The 24,259-nt window shown below is 69.7% G+C and carries 18 protein-coding genes; 16 read left to right on the top strand and 2 right to left on the bottom strand.

Annotation, left to right across the window (positions count from 1 at the left end):
- The first annotated feature begins 431 nt into the window (after positions 1-431).
- The 7 genes from VGF12_RS12880 (at position 432) to VGF12_RS12850 (ending at position 10,123) form a co-directional block, all read left to right on the top strand.
- Positions 432-665 (top strand): transposase, encoded by a 234-nt coding sequence (locus tag VGF12_RS12880; RefSeq protein WP_331176438.1) that lies wholly within the window; start codon positions 432-434, stop codon positions 663-665.
- 54 nt (positions 666-719) lie between these two features.
- Positions 720-1,271 carry an isochorismatase family protein gene (locus tag VGF12_RS12875; protein ID WP_331176437.1) on the top strand — a complete coding sequence of 184 codons (552 nt, stop codon included), beginning with the start codon at positions 720-722 and terminating at the stop codon, positions 1,269-1,271.
- 355 nt (positions 1,272-1,626) lie between these two features.
- Positions 1,627-3,825 (top strand): TonB-dependent receptor, encoded by a 2,199-nt coding sequence (locus VGF12_RS12870; RefSeq protein ID WP_331176436.1) that lies wholly within the window; start codon positions 1,627-1,629, stop codon positions 3,823-3,825.
- Positions 3,826-3,853: 28 nt separating this feature from the next.
- Positions 3,854-5,218: a tetratricopeptide repeat protein gene (locus VGF12_RS12865; RefSeq protein WP_331176435.1), complete on the top strand. Its 1,365-nt coding sequence runs from the start codon at positions 3,854-3,856 to the stop codon at positions 5,216-5,218.
- The gene (locus VGF12_RS12860) at positions 5,215-7,737 is read left to right on the top strand and encodes an ABC transporter substrate-binding protein (RefSeq protein WP_331176434.1); all 2,523 of its coding nucleotides are present in this window, start codon (positions 5,215-5,217) and stop codon (positions 7,735-7,737) included. The genes VGF12_RS12865 and VGF12_RS12860 overlap by 4 nt, the downstream gene beginning before the upstream one ends.
- On the top strand, positions 7,734-8,543 hold the full coding sequence (locus VGF12_RS12855; protein ID WP_331176433.1) for an ABC transporter permease: 810 nt from the start codon (positions 7,734-7,736) through the stop codon (positions 8,541-8,543). The genes VGF12_RS12860 and VGF12_RS12855 overlap by 4 nt, the downstream gene beginning before the upstream one ends.
- Positions 8,540-10,123 (top strand): ABC transporter ATP-binding protein, encoded by a 1,584-nt coding sequence (locus VGF12_RS12850; RefSeq protein ID WP_331176432.1) that lies wholly within the window; start codon positions 8,540-8,542, stop codon positions 10,121-10,123. Before VGF12_RS12855 ends, VGF12_RS12850 begins: the two co-directional genes overlap by 4 nt.
- 13 nt (positions 10,124-10,136) lie before the next feature.
- On the opposite strand, the gene VGF12_RS12845 is transcribed toward VGF12_RS12850, so the two are convergent.
- Positions 10,137-11,141 (bottom strand): P1 family peptidase, encoded by a 1,005-nt coding sequence (locus VGF12_RS12845; protein WP_331176431.1) that lies wholly within the window; start codon positions 11,139-11,141, stop codon positions 10,137-10,139.
- On the bottom strand, positions 11,138-12,076 hold the full coding sequence (locus VGF12_RS12840; protein WP_331176430.1) for an alpha/beta fold hydrolase: 939 nt from the start codon (positions 12,074-12,076) through the stop codon (positions 11,138-11,140). The genes VGF12_RS12845 and VGF12_RS12840 overlap by 4 nt, the downstream gene beginning before the upstream one ends.
- Positions 12,077-12,507: 431 nt before the next feature.
- Here VGF12_RS12840 and rsgA point away from each other — a divergent pair, with 431 nt between their 5' ends.
- The 9 genes from rsgA to VGF12_RS12795 all read left to right on the top strand — a co-directional run.
- On the top strand, positions 12,508-13,572 hold the full coding sequence (gene rsgA / locus VGF12_RS12835) for a ribosome small subunit-dependent GTPase A (RefSeq protein ID WP_331176429.1): 1,065 nt from the start codon (positions 12,508-12,510) through the stop codon (positions 13,570-13,572).
- Positions 13,573-13,788: 216 nt separating this feature from the next.
- Complete coding sequence (locus tag VGF12_RS12830; protein ID WP_331176428.1) at positions 13,789-15,558, top strand: ABC transporter ATP-binding protein; 1,770 nt, start codon at positions 13,789-13,791, stop codon at positions 15,556-15,558.
- A complete protein-coding gene (locus VGF12_RS12825) occupies positions 15,558-17,417 on the top strand; it encodes an ABC transporter ATP-binding protein (protein ID WP_331176427.1) in 1,860 nt (619 codons plus the stop codon). Before VGF12_RS12830 ends, VGF12_RS12825 begins: the two co-directional genes overlap by 1 nt.
- Before the next feature lie 119 nt (positions 17,418-17,536).
- The gene (locus VGF12_RS12820) at positions 17,537-18,628 is read left to right on the top strand and encodes an ABC transporter substrate-binding protein (RefSeq protein ID WP_331176426.1); all 1,092 of its coding nucleotides are present in this window, start codon (positions 17,537-17,539) and stop codon (positions 18,626-18,628) included.
- A 9-nt stretch (positions 18,629-18,637) separates the two neighbouring features.
- Positions 18,638-19,795, top strand: a complete 1,158-nt coding sequence (locus VGF12_RS12815) for an LLM class flavin-dependent oxidoreductase (protein ID WP_331176425.1) — start codon at positions 18,638-18,640, stop codon at positions 19,793-19,795.
- 162 nt (positions 19,796-19,957) lie between these two features.
- On the top strand, positions 19,958-21,571 hold the full coding sequence (locus VGF12_RS12810) for an ABC transporter substrate-binding protein (RefSeq protein WP_331176424.1): 1,614 nt from the start codon (positions 19,958-19,960) through the stop codon (positions 21,569-21,571).
- Complete coding sequence (locus VGF12_RS12805) at positions 21,571-22,632, top strand: ABC transporter permease (RefSeq protein WP_331176423.1); 1,062 nt, start codon at positions 21,571-21,573, stop codon at positions 22,630-22,632. The genes VGF12_RS12810 and VGF12_RS12805 overlap by 1 nt, the downstream gene beginning before the upstream one ends.
- Positions 22,629-23,468 (top strand): ABC transporter permease, encoded by an 840-nt coding sequence (locus VGF12_RS12800; protein WP_331176422.1) that lies wholly within the window; start codon positions 22,629-22,631, stop codon positions 23,466-23,468. The genes VGF12_RS12805 and VGF12_RS12800 overlap by 4 nt, the downstream gene beginning before the upstream one ends.
- 2 nt (positions 23,469-23,470) lie before the next feature.
- Positions 23,471-24,259: ABC transporter ATP-binding protein (locus tag VGF12_RS12795; protein ID WP_331176421.1), on the top strand; the 789-nt coding region annotated here is incomplete at its 3' end.

Raw genomic sequence — 24,259 nt, 5'->3', positions numbered from 1 at the left:
ATCTGCTTCTCCGTTGAATCTTGAGCGCCGCAAGATGAGGTGCGCGCCCAGTCCGACCGTCTGGAAGACCGGGTAGGCGCATGGAGGTCACGCCTCCACCACAGCGCTGAATGCCCCCAGACGTTGCAAAGCCAGTGTGCGTGGCTCGGCGACGATGCGCAACAGGTCGGGGACCCAGAGCGCGAGCGACCCACCTCACCCGGCCAAGCCTGGTCCATGGACTTCGTGGCCTAGGAGCACATCCATGGCAGCAAGTTCTGCATCCTGCTCGTGGTCGACGTGTTCATGCGCAAGGCACTCACGGTGCATACAGGGCTGCAACTCAAGGGCGAGCACGTTGTCGATGTACTCAACCGAATCGCCCGTCGTCGCCGGGCGCCCAGGCCATCTTCATTGACAACGGCAGCGAGTTCACGGGCCGGCTGAAGGACATGTGCGCAGACCACCTTGGCGTGCGGCTGGCCTGCTGCCGCCCCGGCAAGCCGACCGGCAGCCGCTTCGTCGAGACCTTCAACGGCTCGCTGCGCAACGAGTGCCTGAACGCGACCGGGATCGCTGCGCGCATCAAGGCACAGGGGCTTCTAGAGGCCTGGCGCCCGGACTACGGCGAACGTCGGCCTCACAGTGCTGGCAACGATCTGGCACGGCAAAATTTGCCTGTGTGATCAGGGAGATGAGGCCTGCCTAGTGGCCCTGAACTAGATGCATGAGGGCAGATCATGGATGTGATGACGGCAGACTCCAGCGCGCTGGTGCTGGTGGACTACCAAGCGAAGCTGATGCCCGCCATCCACCAGGCCGAAGCGGTCGCCGCGCGCGCAGTGCTGCTGGCCAAGGCCGCGCGCCTCCTGGGCGCTCCAGTCATCGGGACGCAGCAGAACCCTGCCGGCCTGGGCGCCAACCTCAACGTCATCAGCGCCGAATGCCACCGCGTGCTGGCGAAGACGCATTTCGACGCCTGCGCCGACGGACTCGTTGAAGCGCTGGACGAGCTGGGGCAAGGACGTGGCGACGTCGTGGTGGCCGGCTGCGAGGCCCATGTCTGCATGATGCAGACGGCCCTGGGCTTGATGCGCGAAGGCAAGCGGGTCTGGGTCGTCGAAAACGCGAGCGGCTCCCGCCGGCCCGCCGATCACGCGGCGGCCATGCGGCGGCTGGCCGCCGCCGGCGCCACCATCGTCACGCACGAGATGGTGGTCTTCGAGTGGCTGCACGACTGCCAGCATCCGAAGTTCAGGGAGGCGTTGACCCTCATCAAGGCGGCGGACTGACCGCCGCCTTGATCTGCGTGACGCGTCGCCCGTCAAGGAAGCCCGGTCCAAGCACTGCGGCGGCGCAGGCCCACACTGAACTGGCTGGCAGCCATCGTCCTGGCCCGACTGCCCGGCGCCTGCCGCCAACCACCGCGCCTCCAGTTGTTCGCCTGATCCGTGAGCAACCCTGTTGATAACTGGTGAGACGGCTCGCTAAGCCCTTGTCCCGCAAAGCCGCGCATCGGACTGCTCAAGAACCGGGCAGGTCGAACCCCTTGCGGACTTTCCGCATATCGATGCATCGATTCCTTCGTGGCAACAGGCAATCCCACTGCCTAGAGTGCGGCGCATTCCAACTTGCACCCACCGGGACATGCCGTACCGTCCGACCTACGCCCTGACATCCCTCGCCACCGCCCTCGCTGCAGTCTCTGCCGCGCCCGCCCTGGCCGCTGACGCCCCCAACACACTGGACCGCGTGGAGGTCACCGCACAGCGCCGCACCGAGTCCGCACAGGATGTCGGCATCGCGATCAGCGTGCTGTCTGGCGACGAGCTGAAAGCCCGCGGCGTCAAACAGATCAACCAGTTGCAGGGCGAGTTGCCCAGCCTGGAGATCGAGCCAGCCTTCGGCAGCGGCCAGGCGCAGTTCCGCATTCGCGGCATTGGCTTCCAGGACTACGGTGCCAACAACGCTTCGCCGGTGGGCGTCTACGTGGACGAGGTCGGATATGCCTTCCCGGTGCAGACGCAGGGCCTGCTGTTCGACCTGGAGCGCGTCGAGGTGCTGCGCGGGCCGCAAGGCACGCTCTACGGCAAGAACACGACCGCGGGCGCCGTCAATCTGCTGTCGCGCAGGCCCACGAAGCAAACCGAGGGTGGGTTCAGTGTCGGCGCCGGCTCGCACTCCGCGGTGCAGGCCCAAGGCTACTTGTCCGGCCCGCTGAGCGAGCAGGTGCGCGGCCGCATCTCGATCGCCAGCGAGCATGGCGGCGCTTGGCAACACAACCGCATCACCGGCGAGAAGCTGGGCGACCAGCGCATCGCCGCTGTCCGCGGCCAGCTCGAAGTGGACGTCACGCCGGACCTGAAAGCACGTATCAGCCTCAGCGACAACCAGGACCGCTCCGACGTGCAAGGTCTGTACGCGCCCACGCCGCGCAGCCACACCAACCAGCCCGCGGACGCCGATCCCAACGCCACCGGCTGGGGGTTGCAAAGCGACTTCGCGCAACTCGCCGGCGTGGCCGCCGATGCCAAGCCATCGCGCGACAACAGCGCCACCAACCTGGCGTTGCACCTGGACTGGAACCTCGGCGCCACGCGGCTGACCAGCATCACCGCCCACCAGCGCTTTACGCGCCATGAGTTGGGCGACTGGGACGGCACGGCCGTCAACCATTCCGACGTCTACTGGCACGACCGCGCCCGCGTGACGACGCAGGAGCTGCGCCTGGCCTCGCAGGCCCAAGCCGCACTGCCCTGGGTCGTCGGCGCCTACTACTCGAAGGAGCGCCTGGACGAGGACTGGCTGACCGACTTCCGTCATGACTACGGTCTCATCACGCGCACGCGCTACGGTCAAGACGGGCGCACAACCGCCGTGTTCGGCCAAGCCGACATTCCGCTGGCCACCCAGTGGACGCTGGTGGCCGGCCTGCGCCAGGAGCGCGAGACGCGCGCCATCCACGACTTCAGCACAAGCACAACTCCAACCATCGCGGGCCTGGGCGTCAGCGGTGCCTCGCAGTCGCTGACCAGCAACCAGACCTCCGGCAAGCTGGCGTTGCAGTTCAAGCCCGAGGCCGGGACGCTGCTGTACGCGTCATTGAGCCGGGGCCTGAAGTCGGGCGGCATCACAGCGCACAACACCTTCAACACGCTGGCGCTGACGCCCTTCCAGCCCGAGAAGCTGGTGGCGCTGGAGCTGGGCGCCAAGGCCGACCTGACACGCCTGCTGCGCGTGAACGCTGCCTTCTTCCACTACGACTACCGCGACCAGCAGTTCCAGGACGTGACGACGTCGCCCACCGGCGCCCTGATCGGCAAGATCATCAACATCCCGCGCTCCAGCATCGATGGCGGCGAGTTCGAACTGCAATGGAAGCCGCTGCCCGGCCTGTCCATCGCCCAGTCCGTCGGCTACAAGCGCGGCACGTTCAAGGACTTCAATTCGCCCTTGCTGGGCGACCTGTCAGGACACCACCAGTTCTTTCCCAAGCTCAGCTATGGCGGCTCCATCGCCTACGCGTGGACGACAGGCGGGCTGGACCTGAAGATCGCAGGTGACTACAGCTATCGCAGCACCTCGCCATCCTGGCTGAACCGACTGAACGTCGACGGCGGCACGCTGTACGACATCCCCGCCTACTGGCTGGCGAATGCGCGCGTCGAGATCGCCCCGTCCGGCTCCCCGTGGCAGGCCAGCGTGGGCGTGCGCAACCTGTTCGACCGCCGCCACGACCTGACGCGCAACTTCTTCGGCAACCGCCCCAGCACCGCCGACGACCTGAATGTTGCCGCAGCCGGCCCGTCGCGCACCTGGACGGCCGTGCTCAGCTACGCCTATTGAGGTGCACGGCGCTGGCTATGCTGCCGCTATGGCAGCAGACTTCCTTGGCAACCCGCTGGTGGACAGCACTCCCGCGCTGATCGCGGGACTGAACGACTTCATCGCCGGCTTCCTGGCCTACGAGAGCCGGGCCGAGACCATCCTGGACACCGCCGCGGCGGCTCCCGGCGCGGTGATGGCCCAGGTCTACGCAGGCTGGCTGTGGATGTTCCTGGAGGCGCCCGAGGCGCCGGCAAGGGCGCGTCCTTTCCTCGCGGCGGCACGCGCAGCGCTGAAGCCCGGCAACACGCCGGCCCATCAGCGCGAAAGCGAGCAGGTCGCGCTGCTTGCCGACTGGGTCGCCGGGGACACAGCCGCCGTCGAACGCCGCGCCGCGCTGATCGCCGAGCGCTGGCCGCACGACCTGGCCGTCGTCAAGCTGGCGCAGTACCTCGCATTCAACCGCGGGGACGCGCCAGCCATGCTGCGCGGCATCCTTGCCGTGCTGCCGGCCAACGCGCACGACGCGCATGCGCAGGGCATGGCCGCGTTTGCCTATGAGCAGTGCCACCGGCTGGACGAGGCCGAGGCCGCCGCGCGGCTGGCGCTGACGCTCAAGCGCCGCGAACCCTGGGCACAGCATGCCCTGGCCCATGTGCTGTTGACGCGCGGGCGCGTGGACGAAGGCTTGCACTTCCTCGAAGCAGTGCGCGACACCTGGACCGGCCTGAACTCCTTCATGGTGACCCACCTCTGGTGGCACCTGGCCCTCTTCTACCTGGCGCGCGGCCGACTCGGCGAGGCACTGGCGTTGTACGACCAGCAGGTGTGGGGCGTATCACCCGGCTATTCGCAGGACCAGATCGGCGCCGTGCAGTTGCTGGCACGGCTGGAGTGGGCAGGCCTTGACGTCGGCCCGCGCTGGACGCAGCTTGCCGAGCACCTGGCCGCACGCGCCGACGACACGACCGAGCCCTTCCTGAGCCTGCTCTATCTACTGGGACTGGCCCGCGCCGGCCGCCCCGAGGCGGACCGGCTGCTGGCCGCCATCGCGGCCCGCGCCGAGACCGCGACCGGGGAAGCCCGTGTCGCCTGGGGCGACGCCGCGCTGCCCACCGCGCAAGGGCTCGTCGCACTGGCCCGGGGTGATGCCCGCGCCGCCGACATGGCACTGTCGCAAGGCCTGCCACGGCTGGTGCGCATTGGCGGCAGCCATGCGCAGCGCGACCTGTTCGCGCAACTGCAGATCGAGGCCGCCACGTGCGCCGGCCACGACCGCGACGCGCAGCAGGCGCTCGAACTGCGCCGCCTGGTGGACCCGCTCGACGTGCCTGTCAACGCCCGCCTGGCCGCGCTGTACGAGCGGCTGGGGCTGCCGGGTCTGGCGGCCCGTTCGCGCGGCGTCGCCCCATGAAGCGCCTGCTCACGGTCTTCCTGCTGCTGTCCGCGCTGCTGCTTCCCGCCGCGGCCGGCACGCTGCGTGTCGCGCTGCAACTGGAGCCGCCGCTGCTGGATCCGACCGTCGGCGCCGCCGCGCCGATCAGCGAGGTCGTCTACGGCAATGTCTTCGAAGGCCTGGTCGTGCTGGCCGAGGACGGCAGCGCGCAGCCGAGACTGGCCGAACACTGGGACGTCAGCGCGGATGGCCTGGCCCTCAGCTTCCGGCTGCGCACCGGTGCGCGCTTCCACGACGGCACGCCGTTCGACGCCGCGGTCGCGAAGTTCGCGTTGGAGCGCGCGCGTGCCGATGGCTCGGCCAATCCGCAGCGCAGCCTTCTGGCCGCGGTAGATCGCATCACCGCCCCAGACGCGCACACGCTGGTGCTGCATCTGAAGCGCCGCGATGGCAGCCTACTGCAAAGCCTGGGCAGCGCCGCCTTCGTCATGGTCGCGCCGGGCAGCGTCGCCACCAACCCGACCGCGCCCAATGGCACCGGCCCGTGGCGATTCGCGCGGTGGCAGCGTGGCAACGCCATCGAGCTGACCCGCTTCGAAGGCTACTGGGGCGAGAAGGCCCGGCTGGACGCCCTGAGGTACCGCTTCATCGCCGACCCGTCGGCCGCCTATGCCGCCGTGATGGCGGGCGACGTCGACCTGTTCGCCAACTTCCCGGCGCCCGAGCACTTGGCGCAGATCCGCGCCGACCGCCGTTTCGAGGTCCGGGCTGGACTGAGCGAGGGGGAGACGCTGCTGTCCATCAACCATCGCCGCGCACCGCTGCAGCAGCTGGCCGTTCGCCGTGCGATCGCCGCTGCCATCGACCGCCAGGCCCTCATCGACGGCGCGATGTTCGGCTTCGGCCAGCCCATCGGCAGCCACTTCTCGCCCCGTCACGCCGCCTATGTCGACCTGACCGGCCAGAGCCCGCACGACCCCGCCCACGCCCGTGCGCTGCTGGCCGAGGCGCACTGGCCAGCCGACCGCGTGCTGAGCTTGAAGCTGCCGCCCACGGCCTATGCACGGCGCGGCGGCGAGATCCTTGCGGCGCAGATGGCCGCCGTGGGCATCCGCACACGGGTCGAGAACCTGGAGTGGGCGCAGTGGCTGGACCAGGTCTTCGTGCGACACGACTTCGACCTTACCGTCATCGTGCATGCCGAGCCGCTGGACTACGGCATCTACGGCCGAGACGACTACTACTTCGGCTACCGCAGCGACCGCGTGAAGTCCCTGTTGCGCCAGCTTGATGACCAGTCCGACGAGGCTGAGCGCCGCGCATCACTGCAATCGCTGCAGCGCCAGCTCAGCGACGATGCCGTCAACGGCTTCCTGTTCCAGTACCCGCGGCTGCTGGTGCAGCGCGCCGGGCTGGCCGGCGTGCACGTCAATGCCGTGGGCAGCCTGGAGCTGGCCGGCGCTACGCTGCCCGGTGCCGAGGCGGCGCGCGCGCAGGACCACGGTGGCCTGCCGCACGGTATCGCCCTCGGGGCGCTGGCGCTGCTGGCGCTGGGCATCGCCCGCCTCGCTTGGCGGGCCGAACCGCGCTGGCTGGTCGCGCGCCTGGCATCACTGGCGTTGACGCTGGCGGTGGCCAGCGCACTGATTTTCGCGCTCGTGCAGATCGCGCCCGGAGATCCGGCGCGCTATGTGCTGGGCATGCAGGCCGACGAGCAGGCCGTCGCCGCGCTGCGCGAACAACTGGGCCTCAACGCCCCCGCGCTGACGCGCTATGGCCGCTGGATCGGCGCGCTGCTGCGTGGCGACCTGGGTGACAGCCTCACCTACCGGCTGCCAGTGCGAGTGCTGCTGGCCGAGCGCCTGCCGCTGACCGTCCCGCTGGCTGCGCTGGCATTGGGCCTGGCCATCGCGCTGGCGCTGCCGGCCGCGCTGCTGGCGGCACGCTGGCCCGGCGGCAAGGTGGACCGCGCCGTCGGCGCATTCAGCCAACTGGGTGTGTCGGTGCCGGACTTCTGGCTGGGCGTCATGGGAGCCTGGTTGTTCGCCGTCGTGCTGCGCTGGGTACCGGCCGGTGGCTTCCCTGGCTGGGACGCCGGCCTGTCCGAAGGGCTGCGCGCTCTGGCACTGCCGGCGCTGGCACTGGCGCTGCCACAGGCGGCCATCCTGACACGCGTGCTGCGCGCCGCACTGGCCGAGCTGGCGCATGCCGAGTTCCTGCGCACGGCGCGTGCCAAGGGCGCCAGCCGTTGGCGCGCGCTGTGGCGCCATGCGCTGCCCAACACGGCCTCACCAGTCCTGACGCTGCTGGGCCTGCAGACCGCCTATCTACTGGCCGGCTCCGTCATCGTCGAGAACGTGTTCTTCCTGCCCGGCGTCGGCCGCCTACTGTTCCAGGGCGTCACGGCACACGACCTGGTGCTGGTGCAGAGCCTGGTGCTGGTGCTGGTGGCCCTGGGCGTGTCCGTGTCGGCACTCGTCGAGCTGGCCGCGCGCGTTGCCGATCCGCGACTGGCACGGCGAGGAGCTGGCGCATGAACCGCCGCCTGTTCTTCGGCGCGCTGCTCGCGGGAGCCTTCGTCGCCATGGCAGTGCTGTCGCTGGCCTGGACGCCCCATGCTCTCGACCACCTCTCCATCGCCGAGCGCCTGCAGCCTCCCAACCTGGCGCACTGGCTGGGCACCGACCATCTAGGCCGCGACGTGCTGTCACTGCTGATGCGCGGCGCGGCGACATCGCTGGGCGTGGCCGCGCTGGCCGTCAGTCTGGGCGCACTCCTGGGTGTACCGCTGGGCCTGTGGGCGGCCGCCCGTGCCGGCTGGCCGGACGAGCTGCTGATGCGCGGCAACGACATCGTCTTCGCATTCCCGCCGCTGCTGCTGGCCGTGCTGCTGACGACGGCGCTGGGGCCTGGCGCGACGAGTGCCATCCTGGCCGTCGGCGTGTTCAACATCCCGGTCTTCGCCCGTGTCGCGCGCGGCCTGGCATTGCCCCTCTGGCAATGCGAGTTCGTGCAGGCGGCGCGGTCGGCGGGCAAGGGCCACAGCCGCATCTCACGCGAGCATGTGCTGCCCAACCTGGCCAGCGGCTTGGTCGTGCAGCTCAGCCTGCAGCTGTCGCTCGCGTTGCTGGCCGAGACAGGGCTGTCCTACATCGGCCTGGGGACGCAGCCGCCGCAGCCCAGCTGGGGCCGCATGTTGGCCGATGCACAGACGCTGACCGCACTGTCTCCCACGCTGGCGCTGTTTCCCGGCTTGGCCGTCGCCCTCGCCGTGCTTGCCTTCCATCTGCTCGCGGCCGGGCTGCGCGAGCGGCTCAACCCACACCGGGAGGAGCAGCCATGACCGCGCTGCTGCAATTGCGCGAGGTCGGTGTCACTCTGGGGGGCCAGCCGCGACTGCACGGGCTCAACCTTGAGCTGGGCGCGGGCGAGGTGCTGGGCCTGGTCGGCGAATCGGGCTCGGGCAAGTCGTTGACGGCACTCGCCATCGCCGGCCTGCTGCCGGCCGGCGCGCAGGTGAGGGGCCGGGTCCTGCTGGAGGGCGAGGACCTGCTCACGCTGCCCGAGGCCGCGCTGGATGCGCGCCGCGGCGCCGCAGTGGGCCTGGTGTTCCAGGAACCGATGAATGCGCTCAATCCGCTGATGACCCTGGCCGAGCAGGTCGCCGAGTCGCTGCGCCTGCACCAGCGGCTTTCGCACCGCGACGCGCTGGCTCAGGCCCGCACCGCACTGGCCCGGGTGGGGCTTGCGGGCCTGGGCGAACGGCATCCGCACGAACTGTCCGGCGGTCAGCGCCAGCGCGGCGTCATCGCCATTGCGATGGCCTTGCGGCCACGCCTGCTGATTGCCGACGAGCCCACGACCGCGCTGGATGTGCGCACGCAGTCCCAGGTGCTAACGCTGCTGCGCGATCTGGTGCGCGAACAGGGCGGCAGCCTGCTGCTGATCAGCCACGATCTGCCCCTGGTCGCCAGCGTGGCAGACCGCATCGCCGTGATGCGCCAGGGCCGCCTCGTCGAGCAGGGCGTAACACGGGAGCTGCTGCGCGCGCCGCGCGAACCGGAGACGGCCACGCTGATTGCCGCGTCTGTGCTGACCGATCGGCCAGCGGTTGCGGCAGCACCTCTGGACGCGCCACTGCTGACCGCCGACGGCCTGGTGCGCGAGGTACGGCGCGGCGGCGGGTTGCTGTCGCGCCCGGTCGTGAAGCGGCTGCTGGACGGCGTGTCGCTGCGCGTCGCTCCCGGTGAGCGCGTCGGACTGGTTGGCGAGTCGGGCTGCGGCAAGAGCACCCTGCTGCGCGCGTTGCTCGCACTGGAGCCGTTGCAAGGCGGCACGGTGAGCCTGCAGGGCCGACGCTTCACCGGCGCCGAGCGGGAACTGCGCCGTCAAGTGCAGATCGTCTTCCAGGACCCCGCCGGCAGCCTGGACCCGCGCTGGCGCGCGTGGGAACTGGTGGCCGAGCCGCTGGCTTTGCTCGACGGGCCGCTGGATCATCGGACGCAGCGTCGGCGCGCCTGCGAATGGCTGGAACGCGTCGGCCTGGGCGCCGCTGCGGCGGACCGCTATCCGCACCAGTTCTCCGGCGGCCAGCGGCAGCGGCTGGCGATTGCGCGCGCACTGATCCTGGAACCAGCGCTGCTGGTGCTGGACGAAGCGGTGTCAGCGCTGGACGTCAGTGTGCGGGGGCAGATCCTCGCCCTGATCGATGCCTTGTGCCGCGAACAGCGCACGGCGCTGCTCTTCGTCACGCACGATCTCTCTGTCGTGCGAGCGACGACCGACAGGCTTTACGTGATGCAGGCGGGCCGCATCATTGAGAGTGGCGCAACGCTCGAGGTGTTCGAGCGCCCGGCGCACGCCTACACCCGGGAATTGCTGGCGGCCACGCCCGATCTGGCGCGGGCCCTGCAGGAGACCTGACGGGCGGGCCCGCTCATGCCCCTTGGGCGGCTGTGTGGACCGCCCGCGCGATGGCCCTCGCCAGGCAGTCTGCCGCCGCGGACCCCAGCCTTCCCAACTGCACCGCCCGCGCGTCTCCCAGGTGATGGGCACCGGAAGCCAGCGCGAACACCGTGTCGCCATCGAATGGTGTGTGTGCCGGACGCACCGCTCTGGCGATGCCGTCCTGCGCCATCATGGCCAACCGCTTGCACTCCGCCGTTGTCAGGTCGGCATTGCAGGCCACCACGGCCAGCGTCGTGTTCGCACCCGACTGCGCGCGGCCCAGGCTGGCCAGGCGCGAAGCATCCGGCATCGGGTCGACCACGGGCCCTTGGGCCGCCGGGCGACAGCCGCCGAACTCGCCGGCAATCTCGAAGGGCCAGGCCCAGAAGGTCTGACCGTCCGGCATGTAGACCGAGCCGATGGGATTGGCCGCCACCAGCGCGCCCACGACGAGTCCGTCGCCCAGGTCCAGCGACGCCGAGCCGATGCCGCCCGGTAGGTGGCCCGCCATCGCACCCCGCCCTGCCCCCACGGCACCCAGCGCGAACTCGCGCGCGGCAGTTGCCACCGCCTCAAGGCCCCAGCGTCGGTAGGGCGGCTCCAAGCCCCAGGCCTTGTCACCGCCATTGCCCAGGTCATGTAGCACGGCCGCCGGCACCACGGGAATGGCCGGCGAGCCCGGCTTGAGCCTCAAGCCCTGCCCTTCGAGCGACAGCGCGGCAACCACGCCATCCGCCACCGCCAGACCAAACACCGAGCCCCCCGCCAGCGCGATTGCATGTGCCTTGCCGACCAGGTTCTCCGGCGCCAGCGCCTCGGTCTCGCGCGTGCCGGGGCCACCACCGCGCACATCCACGGCCGCGGCCCAGAAGCCGTCGGTGCGCAACACGGTGGCACCGGAACGGACGACTTCGTCGGTGACATGGCCAACCGTCAGGCCAGGCACGTCGGTGATCAGATTCAGCGGGCCGGGTCGAAAAGCAGAAGAAGTCATCGGACAGCAGGCAGCCGCGCCACGAAGGCCGCGACATCGGCCGCCGACCGCTGCGGGATCTCACGCTGCGGCAGGTGACCGATGCCGGGGTAGACGATCAGCTCGGCCCCTGCGATCGCCGCGGCAAAGCGGCGCGAATGGTCCAGTGGCAGGATGGGGTCGATCTCCCCATGCAGCACCAGCGTGGGCAGGTGCAGGCCAGCCAGGCGTTCGGCAGTGACCGGGGCTTGCGCGCCCGGGGCAACGGACATCAAGATGGGACGGTGGCCAGGATAGCGCTGATACAGCGCCCAACGGTCGACGAGTTCATCGGTGATCAGCGACTTGTCGCCGACTTGCGCCGTCAGGCCCTGACGGATCAGTGGCCGGTTGTCGATGCGCTCGAGCACCGCGCGACCCCAGGGATGGGCCAGGATGCGGAAGGCCAGCGACGGCGTGCTCGGTGGCAGGGGCCAGCCCGCCGCGTCGACAAGCACGAGGCCGCGCAGCGTCTGCGGTGCAAGCAGTGCCACCTGCCAGGCCACTCCGCCGCCCATGGAATTGCCGGCCAGCACGTAGGGCGGCAGCTTGAGCCCGTCTGCCAGGCGAACGACCAGCCGGGCCTGCGCCTCGCGGTCGATCTGCGTGCCCGCGGGCGCGGCGGTCAGGCCGTGACCGGGCAGGTCCAGGCTGATCACGCGGTGGGTCGCCTTCAACTCGCCCACCCAGCCCTCCCAGGTCGCATGGGAGTCTCCATAGCCGTGGAGCAGCACCAACGCGGGCGCGTCGAGCGGCCCTTCGTCGCGGTAGTGCAGACGCACGCCGTGGCCGAGGTCGAGATAGCGGTCGGCCGTGGAGGCCCAGCGGGCTTCCAGCTCGGCGGCGGGCAGGTCGGGCGCTCGCAGCCACAGGAAGGCCGCGAGCGCCGAGACGAGCAGCAGGAGCAGGAGGGTCAACAAAGGCAGCACGAGGAACTTGAGCAACAAGACGGGCTCCGGACAAGGAACGGAAAGCCCGCCAGCCTAGATGGGCCGCAGTGTGCCGCCAAGCGCTGAATCCGAGGCTGCTTGTGCGCCCCGCGAGGATGTCCACAACCCGGACTGGCCGCAGGCGGTAGCACTTCGCGATTGACGTAGGCCCTGCGCCGCTGGCAGACTTGCGCACCTCATCCACCCAGCCGAAAAGGAGAAGACCATGGAACAAGCAGATCGTGTCGCCCTCCTCGTGTCGGCTGCCTGAGCGCCAAACGCTCCTGACCCTGCGTCTCCCGCGGGTCCATTGATCGCCGCGCCAGCCGCGGCCGGCTTCCCACCTTCTTGTTCCGCATGCCTTGGCGTGCGGATGGGTCCGCGCACGCGCGGACGAGGCCAACATTCAATGGACTCCCATGATCGAAATCGATTTCGAGGCGCTGCAGGCACTCGGGCTTACGCACGCCATCGCGAGCCGTGTCGCCCGACTCGCGGCCCACGACCCTGGCACACGCCTGGCGCGCGTGACCGAATCGCAGCGTGACTGCTTCACGCTGCACGACGGCCGCACCGAGCAGCAGGCCCGCGCGCTACCCCGGCTCGTGCAACAGCTGCAGGCTGCCGGCCAGGTGCTGACAATCGGCGACTGGGTCGGCATGCGCGTCGACGCGCACGGCCAGGCCTGGGTCGTCGACCGGGTCGAGCCCGTCACGCTGATCGCACGCCGCGCCAACGATGGGCGCCGCCAGCTCCTCGCTAGCAACGTCGACGCGGCGCTGCTCGTGATGGGGCTGGACGCAGACTTCAACGCGCGACGCATGGAGCGCTATATCGCCATGGTGCGCGCCTGCGACGTCGCACCAGTCGTCGTGCTCACCAAGCTCGACATCGCGCCGGATGCGCAGGCACGCATCGCCGAGATGTATGCCCGCCTGCCCGCGACCGTACCAGTGCTGCCGGTCAATGCGCTGTCGCGCGAGGCCTGCACGGAGATCGGCCCATGGCTGCATGCCGGCCAGACGCTGGTGCTGCTCGGCTCCTCGGGCGCAGGCAAATCGACGCTCATCAACACCTTGACGCACGCCGGCCAATTGACCGGCGCCGTCCGCAAGGGCGATGGGCGGGGCCGCCACACGACGACGGCCCGCTCGATGCACCAATGCCCGCAAGGCGGCTGCATCATCGACACGCCGGGCATGCGCACGTTCCGGCCCGACGCCGAGCCCGAGACGCTCGCCGCAACCTTCGAGGATGTGCACTCGCTCGCCCGGCAATGCCGATTCCGCGATTGCCGCCACGAATCGGAGCCCGGATGCGCAGTGCGGGTCCATGTCGATGCCGACCGGCTCGGCAACTACAAGAAGCTGCTGCGGGATGCCCAGCGCGGCGAGCAGACGGCACTGGAACGCATCGAGCAGCGCAACAAGTGGAAGGCGATTGGCAAGGCCGGCAGCCAGCGCGCACGCGAGAAGAGGTCCTGAGCTTCGGCGCGGCGGCTGGCGCGCGCTCCCAGCCCGCGGCGGTTTCACCACCATCTCTGCTGGAAAGCGCGCAGCGCTGCTGATTTCCCAGCAACGCCATCCCGTGGCAACGCAGCTTGCCTCGGGGCGTGACGATCTGGCGTGGAAGTTGCTCAAAGTCAACGCGCCCCACCCGGCCACCCGGGCCGGGTTTCCGTGTCCTCTGCCCCTCTCCCGATGCCCTCTGCCCGATCGCCACTCTGGCGAAGCCTGCTCCTGTACCGCGACATCCCCTGGCACTTCCTCGTCACCGCGCTGCTCTTCCTACTTGGCAACATCGCCTTCGCCGGCCAGCAGTGGCTGGTGGGCCGCGCCACCCACGCGCTGGAGGAAGGCGCCTCCCTGGGCGCGCGCGCTGCGCTGGACGGTGTGCTGTTCTGGTGTGCCTGGCTGTTGGGCGTGGCGCTGCTGCGCGGCGGACTGCAGTACGCCGCCGGTCTGGCCTCGCTGATCAGTGGACAACAGCTGCTGACGCTGTTGCGCGAACGCATCCTCGTGCAGGTCCAGCGACTGGACCTCGGCTACCACTGGCGCCATGGCGTTGGCGAGTTGGTCACGCGCACGACGCGTGACGCCGACAAGCTACGCGACGCATTGATCAACTTCTGGAGACAGGTGTACGAGCTGAGCCTGGTGGTCACCGCCACGCTGGCGGTCCTGGCCTGGTACCACCCGCTGCTGGCCCTGGTGCCGCTGGTGCTGATCGCCGCCGCCATCACGCTCTTCCTGCGCCAGACCAACCATCTCGTCACGCTGGACCGCGCCGTGGGCGCCGCCTACGACGAGGTCAACCAGGAGCTGTCCGAAGGCGTGAACGGCGTGCGCGTCATCAAGTCCTTCGTGCTGGAAGGGCAGCGCGCCCAGCGCTTCGAAGCCCAGGTGAGCGTCTTCATGCAGCAGGCCACCGCCGCCCTCGCCTACGCCTGCGCCCGCGTGCCGCTGCCCCAGGCGGTGGTGGCGCTTGGCCAGGTCTGGATCCTGGTATACGGGCTGCACCTCGTGGAGGCAGGCCAGCTGCACCGCGGCGAGCTGGTGGCAGCGCTGCTGATGGCCAACGTGCTGATTTTCCGCGCCGAAGGCGTGGGCCGCGTCATGCAGATCTTCGCCGACGCGCGCTCCTCGGCAGCTCGCATCTGGGAGCTGCTGGATGCCGAGCCGGCCATTCAGGGCGGCAACACCCGCCTGCCCGAGCGTCACGCGCCACTCGGATTGCGGCTGGAGCACGTGGCCGTGCGCGCGCCGGGCGGCAGCACGGCGATCCTGGACGACTGCAGCCTGGGCATCGCGCCCGGCGAGGTCGTGGCCCTCGTGGGCGCGACCGGTGCCGGCAAGAGCACCCTCGTCAGCCTGCTGCCGCGCCTGCTGGATGCAGACGCCGGACGGCTGCTGCTGGGCAGTGACGACGGCGGCTGGACCGACCTGCGCACGCTGCGCCTTGACGTGCTGCGCAAGGCGGTACAGGTGGTGCCGCAGGAAGCCTTCCTGTTCTCCGACACGCTGGCGGCCAACCTGCGGCTGGCCGCGCCGCTGGCCGACGACGCAGCGCTGCAGCGCGCCCTGCACGTTGCCTGCGCGGACGAGGTCGTAGAGCGGCTGCACGACGGGCTGCAGACACGGGTGGGCGACCGCGGCGTCACGCTGTCTGGCGGCCAGCGCCAGCGCCTGGCGCTGGCCCGCGCGTTGCTGGCCCGGCCGCGCCTGCTGGCCCTGGACGACGCCACCAGCGCGCTGGACGCGCTCACCGAGCGGCGAGTGTTCAGCCGACTGCGCGCCCTGCGTCAGGAGGATGGCGGTGGCACCACGGTGCTGATGGTGGCCAGCAAGCTCTCCACCGTGCTGCAGGCCGACCGTGTACTGCTGCTGGTCGATGGACGCATCGCCGCCCAGGGCCGGCACGCCGAGCTGACGCGCCACCGGACCTACCGCGAACTGCTGGGGCTGGACTGATGGCAGCCCGCGACATGCGAGGACAGCGTCCGCTGTCCGACATCGAGCTCGAGCAGGCGCTCGCCCGCAAGGCGCTGGATCGCGGGATGTTCTGGCGACTGCTCCCGCTGCTGGGCAGCGTGCGGCGCGAGCTGCTGGCCGTTATCGTGCTGGAGACGCTCCTGGTGGGCGCCGTGTTTCTGCGGCCCTGGTTCGTGGGACAGGCGCTTGACCACGCGCTCGTTCCTGCCGACGGCGGCTGGCAGATCGACACGCAACTGGCGACGCTTCTCGGTGCAGGCATGGCTCTGACCTGGGTGCTGAGGTTTGCCCTGTCGGGCCTGTCGCAGTACCTTGCAGGTGCCGCGGCGCTGCGGGTGCTGAACACGCTGCGAATACGTGTGTACCGGCATGTGCAGTCGCTCAGCGTGCGCTTCTTCGACAAGACCAAGGCCGGTCGCATCATCTCGCGCGTGGATCGCGACGTGGACGCTCTGGAGCCACTGCTGATCCAGGGCCCGCCGGAACTGTTGTCGGCGGCATTGCGCTGCGGTGTGGCGGCGTTGCTGATCCATGCCATCTCGCCCACGCTCTTCCTCGCGCTGGCCGCCGTCGTACCGCTGCTCGTGCTGGGTATCTGGGGTTTCAAGCGCATCTCACAGAAGAACTGGGGCCTGGTGGCCGAGGCCCGCGCGCGCTTCACCGCACACCTCGTCGAGACCGTGGCTGGCGTGCGCATCATCCAGCAGACCGTGCAGGAAGATTCCAACCGCCACCACTACCGCGCGCTGCTGGACGACTTCAACCACACGCTGATCCGCGGCAACCGCAAGTCCGGCTGGTTCCTGCCCTATGCCGCGCTGCTGACCAGCGCGGGCATGGTGCTGCTGCTCGCGGGCGGTGCCGGTGCCGTGGCCCGCGGCGAGCTGAGCTTCGGCCAGGTCGTGCAGTGCCTGTTCTACGTGCAGCTCTTTCTCGGCCCGCTGCAGGAGCTGTCCGACCTGCTGGAACGCTACACCAGCGGTGCAGCGTCGGCGCAGCGCGTCTTCCTGCTGCTGGACACCGAGCCTGAGGTGGCCGACCCCGCCGACCCCACGCCGCTTGCAACCGTTCGCGGTGACATCCACTTCGACCGCGTCGGCTTCGCCTACGAACACCATCGCCCCGTCATCCAAGGACTGGACTTGCACATCGCGCCCGGCGAGGTGCTGGCCATCGTCGGCCCCACCGGCCATGGCAAGAGCACGCTCGTTCAGCTGCTCACGCGCTTCTATGACATCGGCGAGGGCGCCGTGCGGCTGGACGGCATCGACATCCGGGACCTCGCTCAGCACGCGTTGCGCCGACATGTGGGCGTGGTGCTGCAGGAGAACATGCTGTTCTCCGGCAGCATCCTCGACAACCTGCGGCTGGCTGCACCAACGGCCAGCGACGCGCGACTCATAGCCGCCGCCCGCGATCTCGGTGCCGATGCGGTACTGGAGCGACTTCCGCTGGGCTACGACACACCCGTCGGCCCCATGGGCAGCCAGCTCAGCCAGGGCCAGCGCCAACTGGTTTGCCTGGTACGCGCCTACCTGGCCGACCCTGCGGTGCTCGTCATGGACGAGGCCACCTCAGCCGTGGACGTGCAGACAGAGCGCCGCATCCAGGCCGCGTTGCGGCGGCTATGCGAGGGCCGCACGGCCATCATCATCGCCCACCGACTGGCCACCATACGCGACGCCGACCGCATCGCCGTCATCGAGCAGGGCCGCATCGTCGAGATCGGCCCCCACGCAGAGTTGATCGACGCCGGCGGCGCCTACTCGCGGCTGTACCGCGCCTACGAACAGGCATCGTTCGGCGCCAGCGTAGAAACCAGCCCGGCACTGGCCTGAAGCCAGCAGCGGCTGCTGCGTTCGACGCGCAGCGATGCAGAAACGGGGTGTTCTTGCCGGAAAAACGCTGGCACGGATCTGGCGATTGAAGGGCTGCCCCTTCACCCCCAGGACATCCCATGAGCATCCCCAAGACCTCCGTCGACACTGTCTGGTTCACCCGCTGCCCCGTGCCCACCGCCACCGGCCTGGCCTACCGCCTGGGCTGGCTGGGAGAAGATTTCGCCCGCGACGGCATTGAACTGAAGACACTGCAGGAAGTTGGCGGCGAACTCGCCCGCCATCACTATGACCACGAGCTGACCACGCTGGTCCGCGAAGGCGGCAACCTGCTGGCCATCCCCGCACGAGCCCAGGGCGCGCCGACTCGACTGGTGGGCCTGACCTGGATTGACGAGTTCCAGGCCATCCTCGTGCGTCCCGACTCCCCAATCAGCCGCCCCGAGCACCTGCGCGGCCAGCGTCTGGCGCTGCCGGCATTCCGCGCCGCTGACCTGGCCCAGAACCGTCGCGGCCGCAGCATCGCGCGCGGCATGAGCCTGGCGGGCTACAAGGGCGCGCTGAACTCCGTAGGCCTGTCTCTGGACGATGCCCGCCTTGTCGAGCTGCCAGCTGCGCCGGCGCGCGAAGGCGACGCCGGCCACCTGGCAGGCGGCAATGCACGCAGCGCCGAGAGCCTGGGGACCGGCCTGTGGGAAGGCATCCTGCCGCTGCTGCGCGGCGAGGTGGATGCCGTCTACGTCAAAGGCGCTGCCGCACTGGAGGCCGCCCAGCGCCTGGGTGCCAAGGTCGGCATCGACTTGGACCAACTGCCGGAGAAGCGCTTTCGCGTCAACAACGGCACGCCGCGGCCCATCACCGTCCACCAGTCGCTCATCGACGACCACTTCGAGCTGCTGGTGCGCTTCCTGACACAGACGCTGCGCGCCGCCGAATGGGCCAAGACCCACCTGAAGGAGACACTGGAGATCCTGCAGGGCGAGACGCGCGCGGGCAGCGAGGGCGTCAGCGGCGCGTACCGCAACGGCTTCCACCTCACGCTGGCGCCCGACCTCAGCGAGGAGCGCGTGGAGCTGTTCCGCCAGCAGAAGAACTTCCAGCTCACGCACGGATTCCTGGACCAGGATTTCGACTTCGACGCGTGGATCGACCCGCGCCCCCTGGCCGCCGCGCACGAGCGCCTCGCCCAGCAACTGCGCGCCGCCGCCTGAGGAACCAAGATGGCCGTCAAGATCCTCTGGTACCTGACCGCGCCTGATGGCCCCTACCCCTGGGAGCCGCAGGGCCGCTGGAAGACCGACTTCCGCCACCTCGAACAGCTCGCCGTCACCATCGACCGGCTGGGGTACTACGGCGCGCTGCTCGGCAGCAGTGCCAACGAGAGCCTGGCCGTCGCCGCCGCGCTGATCGCGCAGACGCACCGGATGCGCTTCCTCGTCGCGCAGCACCCAGGCGAGCTGTCGCCCGCCGTGCTGGCCAAGTATGCGCAGACCTTCGACGCCTTCTCGGGCGGTCGGCTGCTGTTCAACGTCGTCAACGGCAACGACGTCGGCCTCGCTGCTCTGGGCGTGCACTACCCGCACGACGAGCGCTACGACTTCAGCTGGGAGTACTGGGATGCGTTCCGACGCGTCTATGACGGTGACACCAGCGGCTACGAGGGTCGCTACGTGAAGCTGGCTCCGCGCCACTCCGGCCCCAGTCCGATGGGCACCTGGAACGGCCCGACCCAGCCGGGCGGCGTGCCGCTATGGGGTGCCGGCACCTCGGCGCCGGGCGTCGCGCACTCGGTCAAGCTGTTGGACGTCTACCTCTCCTTCGCCAACACGCCGCCGCTGCTGGGTGACAAGTTCCGCCGCGTCGGCGCCGAGGCCGAAAAGATCGGCCGCAAGCTGCAGTACGGCACGCGGCTGCAGGTCATCGTGCGCGAGACGGAGGAGGAGGCCTGGGCTCATGCCGAGTGGCTGCTTTCCAAGTCGTCGCTGGAGCACGCGAAGCGTTCCGCGCAGCGCCAGCTCAAGCCCGGCGAGACGCTGGAGACCTTCCGCAGCGACAACCCCATCATTCAGCGCAACGCCGAGAGCCTGCTCGCTGGGCGCCTGCCCACGGCCCGCGAGCTGGAGATCTATCCCAACGTCTGGGTCGGCCCCGCGTGGTTCGGTTTCGACATCCTCGGCCCGGCCTCCGGCACAACGCTGGTGGGTAGCGCCGAGAACGTCGCCGCACGCATCCGCGAATACGAGGCCCAGGGCACCAACGCCTTCATCCTGTCCGGATTCCCGCTCATCAGCGAGGCCCAGCGCGTGGCCGACCTGCTGCTGCCACTGCTGGACTTGGACCACGGCTTCGACGTGCCCGCGCTACGCGCGGGGCGCTGATGGACAACTCGAAGCAGCCCCTGCGCAGATCCACGCAGCACCTCATCCAGGGACGCTGATTTCAGGGCTGCACGGGTCTGTTTCGAGCCGTTTCACGGTGGCACGGACCCTGCTATCCACCGGTGATTCCTTCACACATCCACGTTCATTTCCCTTCTGCCGATGAGCCGCTCCAACCCACCCCATGACATGCCCGACGACCCGTTGCGCCGCGCACTGCTGCGCCACGGCTGGCTGGCCGCAAGCGCCGGCCTGCTGGCCGGCACGGGGCTGCTGGGCGGCTGCGGCGAGCACGCCGACAAGTCGACCGCACAACCCGTGCCCGGCACCGCCGCCGACACGCCCCGACGCAGCGCCGGCGCAGTGCGCTTTGGCGTCATCGAAGGCGGCCAGGCCGGCAACCTCGACGCGCACAAGCCCATCGGCAGCGGCGCATTCCGCGGATGGGCGCTGTACGCCAAGCTGTGGGAGTGGGGGCTGGACGGCCAGCCCACGCTGGCGCTGGCCGAATCCGCCGAGGTCAACGCCGATGGCACGGAGTGGACCATCCGCCTCAAGCCAGACCTGGAGTTCCATCATGGCAAGACCATCGACGCCGACGACGTCATCTTCTCGCTTCGCCGTCTGACCGACCCTGCACTGGCCTCGCCTTATGCGGCCTACCTGTACTCGCTGCGCCGCGACGATGTGCGCAAGCTCGACGCGCGCACCGTGCGCATCCCCTTCGAGAAGGGACAGGGCCTGGTGGCGCTGGCCGAGTGCTGGATGAGCTGGGGCGGCATCGTCCCCGTGGACTACCACCCGGTCAACAACGTGGTGGGAGCAGGCCCCTACAGGCTGAAGAGCTTCACGCCCGGCCAACGCTCGGTTTTCACGCGGTTCGAGAACTACTTCAAGGCCGGCCAGCCCTGGTTCGAAGAGGTCCACATCCACGACTTCTCGGACCAGACCGCGCGGCTGCAGGCCCTGCAGGCTGGCCAGATCGACATCGCGCCCAACATCGCGCCAGAGCAGCTCAAGTTCCTCGACGGCGACACGCGCTTTCGCATCGTCTCCTCGCAGACTGACGCCTGGCAGTCGCTGGACATGAACCTCGACAAGACGCCGTTCGACAGGCCGCAGGTGCGTCGCGCCTTCCGCCTCATCGCCGACCGCAAGGAGCTGGTGGAACGTGTGCTGCAGGGGCGCGGCCGCGTCGCCAACGATCTCTACTCGCCAGGTGACCCCGTCTACGACCATGCCATCCCGCAGCGCCAGCGCGACCTGGCCGAAGCGCGCCGCCTGCTGGCCGAGGCGGGCTTCAAAGACGGGCTGGAGGTGGAGCTGGTGACACCTGGCTCCAAGGCCGCGCTCGTCTTTGCGCAGCAAGCCAAGGAGGCCGGCGTGACCGTCAACGTCAAGCAGGTCGACAGCCCCACCTTCACCGGGCCAAACCGCACCTCCTGGGCTTTCAGCACCGGCGCTGGTGTGTCGCGCCCCTTTCTGCTGACCGTGCAGCAGCACGACGGCCCGCGCGCTGCCAGCAACAAGACGCACTTCCGCGACCCGCGCTTCGGCGAGCTCATCACCGCTGCACTGGCCCAACCCGACCTCGACAAGCGCAAGCAGCTCGTGCACGAGGCACAGCGCATCCAGCACGAACACGGCGGGCTGCTGATCTGGGGCTTCGCCGACACGCTGGACGCCGTCGCGGCCGACATCGGCGGCGTCACCTCCGACCGCACCGGCTTCGCCGCCTGGCGCACCGACCGCATCTGGCGCAGGGAGCCCGCCTGATGGCCCGGCCCAAGTTCCCCAAGCTGCCGACATGGGCACCCTGGTTCGCCGGCCGCCTGCTGACCGGCCTGGGCGTGGTGGTCGCCATCTCCATCGTCGTTTTCGCGTCCACGCAGGCCCTGCCGTCCGATCCCGCGCGCATCATCCTCGGCCCCGAGGCCAGCGAGGCCACCATCGCCGTGCTGCGCGAGCAGCTGGGGCTGAACAAGCCCATCGTCGTGCAGTACCTGAGCTGGGCCGGACAGATGCTGTCCGGTGATCTGGGCCGCTCCATCGACTCCAACGTGCCGGTGGGGGAGCTGCTGCGCTCGCGCTTCGCCAACTCGTTGCTGCTGACCGCCTGTGTCGCACTAACCGCATTGCCGCTCGCACTGGCGCTGGGCGTGTGGCTGGCGCTGCGGCGCGACACCGCCACCGACCGCCTCGCACTTGGCGCGCTGGTGCTGCTCAAGGCCGTGCCGGGATTTGCCATCGCCATCCTGCTGGTAATGCTGTTCTCCACCTCGGTGCTCAAGGTCCTGCCCGCAGCCTCGCTGCTGGACCCCGACCGCGGCCTGCTGTCGCAATGGCGCTACCTCGTGCTGCCCACCGTGACGCTCGCGCTCTCCATCACCCCCTATCTGCTACGGCTGGTGCGCGCCTCCATGATCGAGGTGCTGGAGAGCGACTACGTTGCAGCCGCCAGGCTGCGCGGCATCCCCGAGCGCCGCATCGTCTGGCGCCACGCGTTGCCCAACGCGCTGATCCCCGCCATTCAGGGAGTGGCAATGACGCTGCGCGTGCTGTTCGGCGGCGCGCTGATTGCCGAGGTGGTGTTCAGCTACCCAGGTATCGGCAACACGCTGAACGCCGCCATCGAGATGCGTGACATGCCCATGATCCAGGCTATCGTGCTGGTCATCACCGTCGGCATCGTCGCCATCAATCTGGCTGCCGACCTGGCCACGGTGCTGCTGACGCCCCGGCTGCGCACAGCCGGCCGCATCAAGGCGCGTGCCCCGGGGCTGCGCCATGCGCTGCGGCTGGGCCGCGGCCAGATCCGACCGAGGTACGCCCGGTGAGCGCGCCCCGCAAATCCTTCTGGCGCCAGACGCTGGCTCAGGGCCAGGTGCGCCTGGGCCTGGTGGCCACGTTGCTTGTCATCGCGTTCGCATTGCTGGGGCCCTGGCTGGCGCCGCACGAGCCCACTGCACTGGTCGGTCCCACCTATGGCCGCGCGGCGGCGGGTGCGCCGCTCGGGCACGACTTCCTGGGTCACGACGTGTGGTCGCGCCTGCTGGCCGGCGGCGCCTCGGTGGTGTGGATGTCGCTCGCCACGTCGGCACTGGCACTGGCCGCCGGCAGCGTGCTGGGCGTACTGGCCGCCTATGCACGAGGCCGTGTCGACCAGGCCATTGTCTGGTGCGCCGACGTCTTCCTCGCCTTCCCTGACCTCATCCTCGTCCTGCTTATCGTTTCCATGCTGGGGCGCAGCCACGGCATCGTCGTGCTGACCGTCGCACTGGCCTTCGTGCCCGGCGTGATCCGGCTGGCGCGCGGCGTCGCGCTGAACGTGGTGCGCCAGGAGTTCGTCGAGGCGGCCGAGCTGCTGGGCTACCCGCGTCACCGCATCGTGCTGCGCGAGATCCTGCCCAACATCGCCACCCCGCTGCTGGTGCACATGGGCGTGATGCTGACCTGGGCCGTGGGCATGCTGTCGGGCCTGGCCTTCCTGGGTTACGGCGTAGCGCCGCCAGCAGCCGATTGGGGACTGATGATCAACGAGAACCGTGCCGGGCTGCTGGTGCAGCCGCTGGCCGTGGCGGCACCGGTGCTGTTGGTGGCACTGTTCGCGCTGGGCACCAACCTGCTGGCCGAGGGCGCGGGCCGCGCGGCGGCCCGCATCGAGGAGCGATGAACATGCTGGCACTCGCCGAGTTCCCCGAACACATCGCTGCGCCGCTCCCTGTCGAGGCCGCACCGCTGCTCGAAGTGGAAGGCCTGCGCGTCGAGCTGCCCTCCGGCGCCGATATCGTGGCCGACATCGCGCTTCGCATCGCACCCGGCCAGGTGCTCGGGCTGGTGGGCGAATCCGGCTCCGGCAAGAGCACCATCGCACTAGCGCTGCTGGGTCATGCCCGTGACGGCGCCCGCATCACCGCCGGCCGCGTGCGCGTGGGCGGGCATGAGCTGCTGGGCCTGGCGCCCGACGCGCTGCGCCGCCTGCGCGGCAAGCTCGTCGCCCACGTCGGGCAGGATCCGGCTGCCGCGCTGAACCCGCTGCGCCGCATCGGCACGCAGCTCGCCGAGGTGCTGGAGATCCACGAGCCCGACGTTGCCGCCGATGCGCGCCACCAGCGCTTGCTGCAGGTGCTCGCCGACGTGGATCTGCCGGCCGAAGCCGAGTTCCTGCGCCGCTTTCCACATCAACTCTCGGGTGGACAGCAGCAGCGCGTGCTGCTGGCGCTGGCCTTCGTCACGCGGCCCCAGCTCATCGTGCTCGACGAGCCCACCACCGCGCTGGACGTGACCACACAGGCCAAGGTGCTGGCGACCGTTCGCAGCCTGTGCCGGCGCCACGGCGTGGCAGCGGTCTACGTCTCGCACGATCTCACCGTGGTGCGCAACCTCGCCGACCACGTCGTGGTGCTGTACGCCGGTCGCATTGTTGAGCAGGCCGCGCTTCACCCGTTGTTCGAGTCGCCACGC

The organism is Roseateles sp. (assembly GCF_036404855.1).
Lineage (GTDB): Bacteria > Pseudomonadota > Gammaproteobacteria > Burkholderiales > Burkholderiaceae_C > Pelomonas.
The sequence above is the reverse complement of the archived record's forward strand: the minus strand, read 5'-3'. Positions and strand labels throughout refer to the sequence as shown.

Bases quoted from the DNA above. Each gene is read 5' to 3' on its own strand.
- VGF12_RS12875 (WP_331176437.1), top strand. From the start codon at position 720: ATGGATGTGATGACGGCAGACTCCAGCGCGCTGGTGCTGGTGGACTAC.
- VGF12_RS12810 (WP_331176424.1), top strand. From the start codon at position 19,958: ATGAGCCGCTCCAACCCACCCCATGACATGCCCGACGACCCGTTGCGC.
- VGF12_RS12805 (WP_331176423.1), top strand. From the start codon at position 21,571: ATGGCCCGGCCCAAGTTCCCCAAGCTGCCGACATGGGCACCCTGGTTC.
- VGF12_RS12870 (WP_331176436.1), top strand. From the start codon at position 1,627: ATGCCGTACCGTCCGACCTACGCCCTGACATCCCTCGCCACCGCCCTC.
- VGF12_RS12845 (WP_331176431.1), bottom strand. From the start codon at position 11,141: ATGACTTCTTCTGCTTTTCGACCCGGCCCGCTGAATCTGATCACCGAC.
- rsgA (WP_331176429.1), top strand. From the start codon at position 12,508: ATGATCGAAATCGATTTCGAGGCGCTGCAGGCACTCGGGCTTACGCAC.
- VGF12_RS12865 (WP_331176435.1), top strand. From the start codon at position 3,854: ATGGCAGCAGACTTCCTTGGCAACCCGCTGGTGGACAGCACTCCCGCG.
- VGF12_RS12860 (WP_331176434.1), top strand. From the start codon at position 5,215: ATGAAGCGCCTGCTCACGGTCTTCCTGCTGCTGTCCGCGCTGCTGCTT.
- VGF12_RS12830 (WP_331176428.1), top strand. From the start codon at position 13,789: ATGCCCTCTGCCCGATCGCCACTCTGGCGAAGCCTGCTCCTGTACCGC.
- VGF12_RS12850 (WP_331176432.1), top strand. From the start codon at position 8,540: ATGACCGCGCTGCTGCAATTGCGCGAGGTCGGTGTCACTCTGGGGGGC.
- VGF12_RS12855 (WP_331176433.1), top strand. From the start codon at position 7,734: ATGAACCGCCGCCTGTTCTTCGGCGCGCTGCTCGCGGGAGCCTTCGTC.
- VGF12_RS12880 (WP_331176438.1), top strand. From the start codon at position 432: ATGTGCGCAGACCACCTTGGCGTGCGGCTGGCCTGCTGCCGCCCCGGC.
- VGF12_RS12815 (WP_331176425.1), top strand. From the start codon at position 18,638: ATGGCCGTCAAGATCCTCTGGTACCTGACCGCGCCTGATGGCCCCTAC.
- VGF12_RS12825 (WP_331176427.1), top strand. From the start codon at position 15,558: ATGGCAGCCCGCGACATGCGAGGACAGCGTCCGCTGTCCGACATCGAG.
- VGF12_RS12820 (WP_331176426.1), top strand. From the start codon at position 17,537: ATGAGCATCCCCAAGACCTCCGTCGACACTGTCTGGTTCACCCGCTGC.